We start from the raw sequence: 10,625 nt of genomic DNA, 5'->3' as shown, positions 1-10,625 counted from the left end.
TCAAGTCTAATTATTTCGATATCACCTTAATCCTTGATTCAGTTGGATTAAGATGACACTAGTCATTAAACACACAGACTCATATCTAACCCCCTTTGCTGACGACAATAGCATGATGGTACCACCTGATCCCTTCCCGAACTCAGAAGTGAAACATCATCGCGCCAATGGTAGTGTGGCTCCGGCCATGTGAGAGTAGGTCATCGTCAGCTCTCTATTCCTGAAAACCCCCTTACGTGAATGCGTAAGGGGGTTTTCTTTGTCTGCGGGATTTATATAAAGAAATATCGCTTGCCTACTCCAACCAATGCTTACTTTACTTATCTGAAGTTATAGTAAATTCTTTCTAGCCCTTTCATATATCTTTATGAAAGGGTTTTTCTTTATTTAAAAATACTCCTTACTACCTCTGTTTTTCACATCTATAGATTTCAAACCTATCTTTAAAAATTATTTTATTCCAAATAATTTCTCAATTTTCTTCTAATTAATCGCTTAAATAGTAGATTTTTGGTGTGTTTCTTATAGCTAAATGATTGATTTAGATATGGTTACTGAGCAGTATTTAAATTATATATCCCACATATTGTGTTATTATTAAGGTGTATATACTATATATAGGTCTCCGCGATTTGGTTTAAGGGGTAGTGATGTTGAATATTGTTGAATATGACATTGTTTTTCAAGAAGTACCAACAGAGGTTAGCTTAGCGTTGACCGTTGCTGGCTGCCCTTTAATGTGCCGAGGTTGTAGTCGTGCTGACACGTGGAAAAAAGAGAAAGGTACGCCTTTAACTGATGACTTTTTAGCGGGGTTATTGGAATGCTATAAAGGTCTCGTAAGCTGCGTGCTGTTTATGGGTGGTGAATGGCAACCGTCCGCCTTGGTGTCTGCGCTCAAGCAGGTTCGACACTCCGGATTGAAAACGGCACTGTACACAGGCTTGGATGCCATACCGTCCAGTTTGCAAGCGGAGCTAACTTATCTAAAAACAGGACCATGGATTATGGAGCTTGGAGGTCTAGACACTCCAACCACTAATCAAAGGTTTATCGATTGTACTAACGATGAAGTATTAAATCATTTGTTTTGGAGGAATTATGAGTAAGTTGAATTCAGAGCAGTTGGGCGATAAATTGTTTTTTATCAAAAATTATATGCAAGCCAATAATGCGGCAGATGGCTCTCATGTAGACGCCAATGCCAACGTGACGGTCAAGAATATCGCCACGTTAGAAAGCGAAATTATGAAAGATTACTTTATTCAGGTTAATCGCAGTCAAGTACAACAGCAGATTCGCGCATGTTTTGATGGTCATTTGGCAGATGAGTATTTGCGTCAAATCGAAGCTCATGAAATTTATGTACATGACGAGACTAGCCTAAAACCTTACTGCGTCTCAGTATCATTATATCCATTTTTGCTGGATGGCCTAAAGAAATTGGGCGGTGAGGCAGGTCCGCCGCAGCACTTAGCGTCGTTTTGTGGCTCTTTCATTAACTTGATATTTGCCATTAGCTCACAGTTTGCGGGCGCAGTGGCGACGGTTGAGTTTCTTGCCTATTTCGATTACTTTGCTCGCAGGGACCATGGTAGTGATTATTTAACCACGCATAAATCATTGATTGAAAACTGTTTCCAGCAAGTGGTTTATTCCATTAATCAACCTGCTGCGGCGCGTGGTTATCAGAGCGCGTTTTGGAATATCTCTTTATACGACGAATATTATTTTGATGCCATGTTTGCCAACTTTGTCTTTCCTGATGGTGAAAGACCGTGCTGGGAAACGATTAAACAGCTACAGGCGTATTTTTTAACCTGGTTTAATGAAGAGCGTAAGCAAGCAATCTTAACCTTTCCAGTCGTTACCTGCGCCATGCTAACCGAAAACGGTAAATGTAAAGATGAAGAATATGCCGATATGCTAGCGACCGAGTTGGCAGAAAAAAACAGCTTCTTTATTTATCAAAGTGATAATCCGGATTCTTTAGCCTCTTGTTGTCGTCTGCGTAATGAAATCACTGATCACAGTTTCTCTTATACTTTGGGCGCAGGTGGTGTGGCTACTGGCTCAATCAATGTTATTACCCTTAATCTGAATCGTATGATTCAAAATGGACAAGATTTGGCTGCAGAGGTACAAAAAATCCATAAGTATCAGGTCAGTTATCGTAAGCTGATGGAACAATATCAAGCATCTGGCATGTTACCTGTTTATGATGCAGGGTTTATTCAACTAGATAAGCAGTTCTTGACGCTCGGTATCAACGGCATGGCAGAAGCGGCGGAGAGTCAAGGCATAGTAGTTGGTAATAATCAGCAATATCATACCTTCGTTAATAATATCCTAAAAACCATTTATGATGAAAATCGTAAAGCTAGCATAGAATATGGTTTGAAGTTTAATACTGAGTTTGTACCCGCAGAAAACTTAGGCGTTAAAAATGCCAAATGGGACAAACGAGATGGCTATGAGGTGCAGCGAGAATGCTATAACTCTTATCTGTATCTGGTAGAGGATGAAATAACCAATACCTTGGATAAGTTTATGCTGCATGGGCGTGAGCTCACGCAGTGGCTCGATGGTGGCTCGGCCTTACACTTGAATTTGGACGAAACTCTCGATAAGCAGCAGTATCGTAAATTATTAGATATTGCGGCAACCACAGGGTGTCAGTACTTTTGTATTAACGTGCGTATCACCATTTGCAATGAGTGTCAGCATATTGATAAGCGCACCCTTTATCACTGTGAGGCTTGTGGCTCAAACGATGTTGATCATGCCACGCGTATCATTGGCTATTTAAAGCGGGTATCCGCTTTTAGTGAGGGTCGGCGCTTGGAGCATCAGTTACGTCACTATCGCCGTGAACGCCAAGTTGATGTGGCTTAAGTTTGCCAATGAGTCATTCTAGGTGATGGGACTGTTATTCAGTGCGGCTAGGTAGTTGGTTAAAGCAGTAGATTTGCTTTTCTTATCATCAAAAAAGCCCGTATTGGCGAACTAATACGGGCTTTAACATTCAAGAGAGTATTTAAATAAACAGCGCTAATGCTTAGCTAATAGCTAAACTTTAAGCACCTTCACCAAACTTACCGCTTTGGAAATCAGCAACCGCTTGCATGATTTCTTGCTGACTGTTCATGACAAAAGGACCATATTGCACAATCGGTTCGCCTAGTGGGCGACCAGTGATTAAAATCACTTTGGTATCCTCACTACTATCGGCTGTAATGGTAACGCCATCAGTATCAGCATTATTTTCAAGAATAGCCATGGTTTTAGTTGGTACCGTTTCGCCTGCAATCTCTATGGTACCGCGGTAGACAAAAGCAAAAGCATTATGGTCAGCCGGAATCGCCTGACTAAAACTCGTTCCTGCTGGTAGATGGATATCCAAATAACTCGGCTCAGTGATGTCGCGTGTGACCGCGCCTTCAATACCATGCGATTGACCCGCAATTACCGTAACGTCTACGCCATCTTCCGTGCTATATTTTGGCAAATCGTCACTTTGAAAATCTTTATACCAAGGGTCATTCATTTTATCTTTGGCAGGTAGGTTAAGCCAAAGCTGAAAACCTTCCATTGCGCCGTTTTCTTGTTCAGGCAACTCTGAATGAATCACACCGCTCGCCGCCGTCATCCATTGGACGCCGCCATTTTTTAATAGCCCTTCGTTACCGGCGCTATCGCGGTGGCGCATACGGCCAGTAAGCATATAGGTAATGGTTTCAAAACCACGATGCGGATGATTCGGGAAACCGGCCACATAGTCATCTGGGTTGTCGCTTTTAAAATTATCTAACATCAAATACGGGTCAAGGCGCTCTTGTAGCTGCTGGGTCAGTACCCGTGTCAGCTTAACCCCAGCACCGTCTTGGGTATCGACGCCAGCGTAAAGGTGTTCAATTTGGCGCGAGTTTTTCACTGTGTCTTTTGTATCAGGCGTGACAGTATGATTCATTACCTTATCCTTAAAACTACTTGATTTATCAATATTCATTTACTTATATATAGTGATAATAAAATAAATTTCAATAGGATACTATGTAGTTATTTTACATTATTGCCTATTAAGTTTAAGTATATATTAACTTGTTTCTTTGTTAAAACAATCTACCTGTTTCTATTTCCTCGTCAAAATCAAAGCCCAATTGCTCGCCTTTACGCTGTCGCAGCTGCTCGATACGTTGCCGACGCCCTGCTATAAGCCGTAGTACTTCGCGGCGCTGTTCGGTGGTCATCTCATGCCATAACTGGCGCTCAGGACGGCTACGCAGGCAGCCAAAGCAGTAGCCCTTTTTATTACTTTGGCAAACACCAATGCATGGATTGGCAATCTCGAACAGTTCAAACTGCTGATTCATGGCGGCTCCATCGCTATTATGTCATTCCTTTAACTTGCCCGATTGCTTGTCTCGTCTCACCGTAAATACTATTATGGCGCAAATAGTGAATAATACTGTGCCATTTTATCGTTACTGTTTTTGTGGCGTCAGTGCTATGCTAAGTTTTGCACCGCCATATACAGCAATCATAACAAAACCAATCAGTGAGATTCTACGTGAATATTATTTATATCCATGGCTTAGACAGTGATGCCAACTCTACAAAAGGCAAATTATTGGAGGATTATTGCCAAAAGTATCATCCCGATATCAAGGTATTACGACCAGATTTGAACAAGACCCCTGAGCAAGTTTTTAAGCAAATCCTGTCGTTAATTGAACGTTTAGACGGTCAAAATAAAAGGGCGCAAGATAAGCCAAATAAATTTTTTCCTACCGTACTGGTCGGTAGCTCATTGGGTGGTTATTTTTCTACTGTGGTTAGCAATCATACCGGTTGCCCAGCGCTATTATTAAATCCCAGCATCCAGCCCCATATTACTTTGCAGCGGTTTGCCAAAGATTATTCGCTGAAAAACAATGTTAAAGACGAGGATTTGGGCAAGCAGGTTATTCATGCGACAGCGGGCGGTTGGGATATTACCCAAGCAGATTTACGCTGGTTTGCAGCGCACCAACTATCAACCGTTAATTATCCTAATAAAATTGCTGTCCTCATCAAAGAAGGAGATGAGCTGCTCAATCCTGAATTATCTAAACAGTTTTATCAAACACAAGGCGCAAGCGTAACGATGCAAGTGGGCGGCGATCATCGCTTTAGTGACTTCAATGAGCAATTACCTACGGTGATTGAGATGCTGCAGAGTCTCACACGGATTTAACTAAACGACATTATCTGACGTAAGCAAATGAGTATTGACCTTAAGGCTACTATTTTTCGTTATAATGGGTTAATAGAATTAATCGCACATGAATAATTAAGGATGCATTTGTGAGTCAATATAATGCGCAATCGTTAGAAGTTTTAGAAGGGCTGGAGCCTGTCCGCCGTCGCCCTGGAATGTACACCGACACCACGCGCCCCAATCATTTAGCTCAAGAAGTCATTGATAACTCAGTCGACGAAGCGTTGGCGGGTTATGCAAAAACCATCAAGGTGCAGCTGCACAGTGATGGCTCGCTATCGGTCGAAGATGATGGCCGCGGTATGCCAACCGATATCCATCCTGAATTTGGTCAATCAGGTATTGAGCTGATTTTGACCCGTTTGCATGCGGGTGGTAAGTTTTCGACCTCCAATTATGAGGTGTCGGGCGGTCTGCATGGTGTGGGTATCTCTGTCGTCAACGCACTCTCAACGCGAGTTGAAGTAACGGTTTGGCGCGATAGCACGCAGTTCGAGATGGCCTTTGAGAATGGCGCAGCGGTCACCTCTTTAACCGAAACGGTTAGCTCGAATAAACGTAAGCGTGGCACTAGAGTTAAGTTTTGGGCCGATGGTAGTTTCTTTGATACGCCAAAGTTTAACGTTAAGCAGCTGAAACACAATCTAAAAGCCAAAGCGGTTCTAGCCGCTGGTCTGACAATTGAGTTTGTCGATGATATCAATAATGAAAAAGTCGTTTGGCAATTTACCGATGGGGTGGTTGAGTATCTAAACGAGCAGCTAGATGGTTTAGAAACCTTACCAGAAGCACCATTTTATTATAATCATGAAGCCAAAGCTGGTGAGCGTGCGGCTATCACCTTTGCTTTGTCTTGGTTGCCGGATGGTGGCACGCCGATTCAAGAAAGCTATGTCAATCTTATCCCAACCGCGCAGGGCGGTACGCATGTTAATGGCTTACGTACCGGTATTTTAGAGGCCCTACGTGAGTTTTGCGATATTCATAATCTACTGCCTCGTAATGTTAAATTAACGGCCGAAGATGTCTGGGACGGCGTCAATTATATCTTGTCGCTGAAGTTTTCTGAACCGCAGTTTTCTGGTCAAACCAAAGAGCGGCTTTCTAGTCGTGAAGCGGCGGGCGCGGTGCAAACATTGGCAAAAGATGCTTTTAGTTTGTGGCTCAATCAACATGCCGAGATGGGCACACAGATTGCAGAATTGGCGATTAATAAAGCGGGTCGCCGCCTAAAATCAGCCAAAAAAGTGGCGCGTAAAAAAATCACTCAAGGGCCAGCATTACCTGGTAAATTAGCGGACTGTCGCGGTGATTTACGTGACGGCGCAGAGCTGTTTTTGGTCGAAGGGGACTCGGCAGGTGGTAGTGCCAAGCAAGCACGCGACCGTCACTATCAAGCGATATTGCCGCTGCGCGGTAAGATTTTAAATACGTGGGAAGTGTCGTCAGATACGGTATTATCAAGCCAAGAGATTCATGATATTGCGATCGCGATTGGCGTTGATCCAGCGTCGGATGATTTATCTGAGCTGCGCTATGACAAAATATGTATTTTGGCTGATGCTGACTCTGATGGTTTACATATTGCCACGCTTATCTGTGCGTTATTTGTTAAGCATTTCCCAGCGTTGGTTGATGCAGGTCATTTATTCGTCGCGATGCCGCCGCTGTACCGCGTTGATGTCGGTAAAGAAGTACATTATGCGTTAGATGAGTCAGAACTTGAGCACATATTGGCCAATGTACCGGGCAATAAAAAAGCCCAAATTACGCGCTTTAAAGGTTTGGGTGAAATGAGCGCCGAACAGCTACGCGAGACCACCATGAACCGCGATACCCGCCGTTTGGTACAGTTAGATATGGACGATATGATATTAACCAATAGTGTCATGGATATGTTGCTCGCCAAAAAACGCGCGTCTGATCGTAAGTCATGGCTTGAGCATAAAGGTAATTTAGCAGTTATCTGATATCAGCAGTGCGTGATGTATCGATATTACTTTTCACTCACTATATATAAGTAGATAAAAAACTAAGCTGGCAGGCGGTAAAAATCTATAAAATTCAATGTAGTAGCAGACGCTTAATGGTATTATAGAGGTATCTTTTACTATATGGTGCCGTCATGACATCAAAGTTTTTTAAGCGTTCTAAAGTGGCTGCTTCTAATCCTACGCTCTCAAAAGTACTACCAAGTTTGAGCAAAAAGCAGCTGGGTGATTTAGTACCAAAACGTGGTAATAAGTTTGCGCCAAAAATTGGCTCGGCATTGTTAAAAGCAGCAGGCTGGCGCACCGTTGGTGAGATTCCAAATATCTCGCAGGCGGTGGTTCTGGCGCTGCCGCATACCTCCAACGTCGATGGTATTTACGCCATACCAAGCTTATTTGCCCTAGATTTAAAAATTAGCATCATGGGCAAACATACACTATTTAAGGTGCCGGTATTTGCGCAGATGTTAAAGTGGATTGGCGTCATTCCTATTGACCGCGGTAATAAAGGCTCGGTGCTGCAAGCGAGTATCGATAAATTTAAGACTGGCAAACCGCTATTTTTAGGCCTAGCACCAGAAGGTACGCGCCAATATACCAAAGACTGGAAAACAGGTTTTTATTATTTGGCATTAGGTGCCGGCGTGCCAATTTTGCCCGTAGCCATGGATTATAAAACCAAGGAAATACGCTTTATGTCGCCTGTCTATCCGACCGGTAATATCGACGTCGATTTGCCAAAAATTTATGCGCAGTATCGCGGGGTAGTACCACGATATCCTGAGCGCTTATCGCAGCCATTACAAGATATCAATCATTTAGCTGAGTAACGCTTTTATGATTTCTAATAACGGTTGCAACCAAAAAGCCTCTGATAGCCCAACTATCAGAGGCTTTTTTAATGTTAAACATTTAAGTTTGCTATGAAGTGGTTCTGGTCGGTGATTGGCTACTAAAAATGCGGCTGCCCATTAGAAGCACTAACTCCGCCATCAACGGGCAAATTAACACCGGTAATCATAGCGGCGTCGTCACTGGCTAAAAAAGTAATGGTCGCGGCAATATCTTCTGGTTTCGCCATACGCTTAAGTGGGCAGCGGTCCAAAAACTTATCGGTTTTGCTGTCGTTATCTTGAATAGCGCTGGTCATCTCGGTTGCTGTCACGCTTGGATTGACAGCGTTGACGCGCACGCCATCAGCGCCGTGGTCTAGCGCGAGCGTACGCGTCAGATTGCTGATACCGGCTTTGGCCGCATTATAAGCCGCCATATTCCAGTCGCCACCGACGCCAGACAGCGACGAGACATTGATAATATTGCCTTTACTCGCAATCAAATGCGGCATGGCAGCCTGACAGACATAAAAAGTGCCATTTAAATTGACATCAATCGCCAATTTCCAATCTTCAGAAGACAGCTCAGTGATTTTCCCTTGCATGGCTTTGCCGGCATTGTTTACCAAGACATCGATTTTGCCAAATTTATCGACGACTCTTTTCATCATTTCTTGTACTTGAGCCTCTACGCTGATATCACAGACGACGGTCAAAAAATTGTCGGTATGAATCCAAGTGCGATCTTGTGGGAACGCTTTTGCCGTTTCCTCTAAGGTGGCAGCGGTGCGTCCGACTAACACCACGTTAGCGCCTTCTTGAGCAAAACGAATGGCGGTTGCGCGGCCGATACCTGAGCCTGCGCCTGTGACGATGACGGTTTTTTCTTTAAAGCGTTTCATGATGTTCATTCCTTGTTATCATCCGAGTGTTATTATATAAATGAAAATATTAAGCAAGCCAAATGCGATGGCAATTGATAGCCCAGTAAACGCGGTGCAAAGCTGCTAGCTTTTATGTCATCATAACAACTCACTGCGATGAATGCGACTAGGTATAATGGCGTTTATGTTGTTCAATTTATCGTCAAAAGTTATGACAAGGTATACATTGCTATATTTATTTAATAAGAAAAGGTTGCGGCTGTGTCCAATTTGACTACGGTGATATCTGATGAAGGTTATCTTGGCGATGAGTTAGCCTGTTACCTGCAATCTGAAGTATTAGAGATTGAACTGCCTACTATTCAAGCGCTTGTCACTAGTTATAACGGCCAATATAAGGCGCAAAAATACGACTATCAATTGCCCCTAGGTCAGTTGCAGCTATTAAATCTAAGCATTTATTTACCTGAAGATATTGTCGCAGGACATATTGAAAACGTACGTAAAACGGCTATTGAATCGATTTCGGCATGGCGCAACGACTATTTAACTAGGTACAAAGATAAGATAGAAGCGACGACATATGCTGTGGTTTTTGATGTTCAATTTAGAAACATTTATCAGAACACAAGTAAACGTGTAAAAAATAACCTTATTGGCAATGGGTTTATAGACGGTTTAAGTTCAGAAATACATGCAAGCGAACCGCCATTACAGGTGTTTGGCTGGCATGATTGGCAATTGATATTAAGGGCATTACATACGCCATGCGAGCTATGGCGGTATTTGCAATATCGTTTAGGGCAGTGGCAACATACTGATAATAGCCGTATAGATAGTCTTAAGTCTGAAGAGGGGATGATTGCTGATTTCCTAAATGACCCTGCCGTATTTGCGCAAGCTATCGCTATAGACAACGCGCTGATTAAATATAAGATGCAAGATAAACCAAATTCCGCCTTGATTGCGATGGCGCTAGCGCAAAAAAGTCAGAGTACCACCAGCCAAATGTATCAGCAGCATATGGCGCAAGCGGCTATGTTATGGTCGCAAATGATTAGCCAAATGTTAAAGCGGTATAGCGATAATGGGCAAAAAAAGAATAAGCAAGATTTCTCGGCAATAAATCTTGCATATTGGCAGCAGCAAATACTCGATGAGTCTTTATTTTCACGGCATGAGCTGATTCGTACCTTGTATCGCCATCCCAAACAACAACAACCATTACGAGAACAAGGTTATGTCGTCCATCAACATTCCTATGAGTCTTTAGGTCGGCACTATGTGCTGATATTTTATGGGCAAGATGTCAAAGGGCAACATAGTAAACAGGCTATTCAACCAAATCTTGCGAAAATCGCTTTGGATGCGGCCACGCGCTTACCGATAGCGGAGCTGCATCACGTGATTGTATTGGGTATAGATTTCATTAAGGAGGCAAATGACACCTTCATTGATATCGATTTATGGATACAACCAGTTGCTGCCATGAGCCAACGCGAGCGCCAGCTGACCAAACAAATACAGCAGCTGGAACAGCAAAATCTAAACCGATAGTGGGAGCAGAACCAAACATAAAATCCGCTTTGTTCTAGCTATAGTCAAAATATCCTAAAAACGCTAAGGTATTGCTGATATCAATTTTTTGTAGCCTCTG

The 10,625-nt window shown here is 43.0% G+C and carries 9 protein-coding genes and 1 rRNA gene; 7 read left to right on the top strand and 3 right to left on the bottom strand.

Annotated features, from left to right (window positions below):
• The first annotated feature begins 97 nt into the window (after positions 1-97).
• The 3 genes from rrf to nrdD all read left to right on the top strand — a co-directional run bounded on the left by rrf (position 98) and on the right by nrdD (position 2,895).
• Positions 98-212, top strand: a 5S ribosomal RNA gene (gene rrf, locus A7325_RS06890).
• A 438-nt stretch (positions 213-650) separates the two neighbouring features.
• Positions 651-1,109: an anaerobic ribonucleoside-triphosphate reductase activating protein gene (gene nrdG, locus A7325_RS06885; RefSeq protein WP_068406159.1), complete on the top strand. Its 459-nt coding sequence runs from the start codon at positions 651-653 to the stop codon at positions 1,107-1,109.
• A complete protein-coding gene (nrdD, locus tag A7325_RS06880) occupies positions 1,102-2,895 on the top strand; it encodes an anaerobic ribonucleoside-triphosphate reductase (RefSeq protein WP_068406156.1) in 1,794 nt (597 codons plus the stop codon). Before nrdG ends, nrdD begins: the two co-directional genes overlap by 8 nt.
• A 181-nt stretch (positions 2,896-3,076) precedes the next feature.
• Here the strand turns inward: nrdD and A7325_RS06875 are convergent, their stop codons facing one another.
• Together A7325_RS06875 and A7325_RS06870 are read right to left on the bottom strand one after the other, a co-directional pair.
• Complete coding sequence (locus tag A7325_RS06875; RefSeq protein ID WP_068406154.1) at positions 3,077-3,970, bottom strand: pirin family protein; 894 nt, start codon at positions 3,968-3,970, stop codon at positions 3,077-3,079.
• Between the two features lie 142 nt (positions 3,971-4,112).
• Complete coding sequence (locus tag A7325_RS06870) at positions 4,113-4,373, bottom strand: DUF1289 domain-containing protein (RefSeq protein ID WP_068406151.1); 261 nt, start codon at positions 4,371-4,373, stop codon at positions 4,113-4,115.
• Positions 4,374-4,570: 197 nt separating this feature from the next.
• Here A7325_RS06870 and A7325_RS06865 point away from each other — a divergent pair, with 197 nt between their 5' ends.
• The 3 genes from A7325_RS06865 to A7325_RS06855 all read left to right on the top strand — a co-directional run bounded on the left by A7325_RS06865 (position 4,571) and on the right by A7325_RS06855 (position 8,081).
• A complete protein-coding gene (locus A7325_RS06865) occupies positions 4,571-5,236 on the top strand; it encodes a YqiA/YcfP family alpha/beta fold hydrolase (protein WP_068406148.1) in 666 nt (221 codons plus the stop codon).
• Positions 5,237-5,346: 110 nt separating this feature from the next.
• Entirely contained in the window at positions 5,347-7,230 is a 1,884-nt protein-coding gene (gene parE, locus A7325_RS06860) for a DNA topoisomerase IV subunit B (protein ID WP_068406145.1), read from the top strand.
• A 155-nt stretch (positions 7,231-7,385) separates the two neighbouring features.
• Positions 7,386-8,081, top strand: a complete 696-nt coding sequence (locus tag A7325_RS06855; protein ID WP_068406142.1) for a lysophospholipid acyltransferase family protein — start codon at positions 7,386-7,388, stop codon at positions 8,079-8,081.
• 122 nt (positions 8,082-8,203) lie between these two features.
• Here the strand turns inward: A7325_RS06855 and A7325_RS06850 are convergent, their stop codons facing one another.
• Positions 8,204-8,986 carry an SDR family NAD(P)-dependent oxidoreductase gene (locus A7325_RS06850; RefSeq protein ID WP_068406139.1) on the bottom strand — a complete coding sequence of 261 codons (783 nt, stop codon included), beginning with the start codon at positions 8,984-8,986 and terminating at the stop codon, positions 8,204-8,206.
• Between the two features lie 243 nt (positions 8,987-9,229).
• Here A7325_RS06850 and A7325_RS06845 point away from each other — a divergent pair, with 243 nt between their 5' ends.
• Positions 9,230-10,525, top strand: coding sequence for a hypothetical protein (locus A7325_RS06845; protein WP_068406135.1), 1,296 nt, complete (start codon positions 9,230-9,232; stop codon positions 10,523-10,525).
• Positions 10,526-10,625: the final 100 nt, after the last annotated feature.

The sequence above is a fragment of the Psychrobacter sp. SHUES1 genome (assembly GCF_001652315.1).
Classification (GTDB): domain Bacteria; phylum Pseudomonadota; class Gammaproteobacteria; order Pseudomonadales; family Moraxellaceae; genus Psychrobacter; species Psychrobacter faecalis.
The sequence above is the reverse complement of the archived record's forward strand: the minus strand, read 5'-3'. Positions and strand labels throughout refer to the sequence as shown.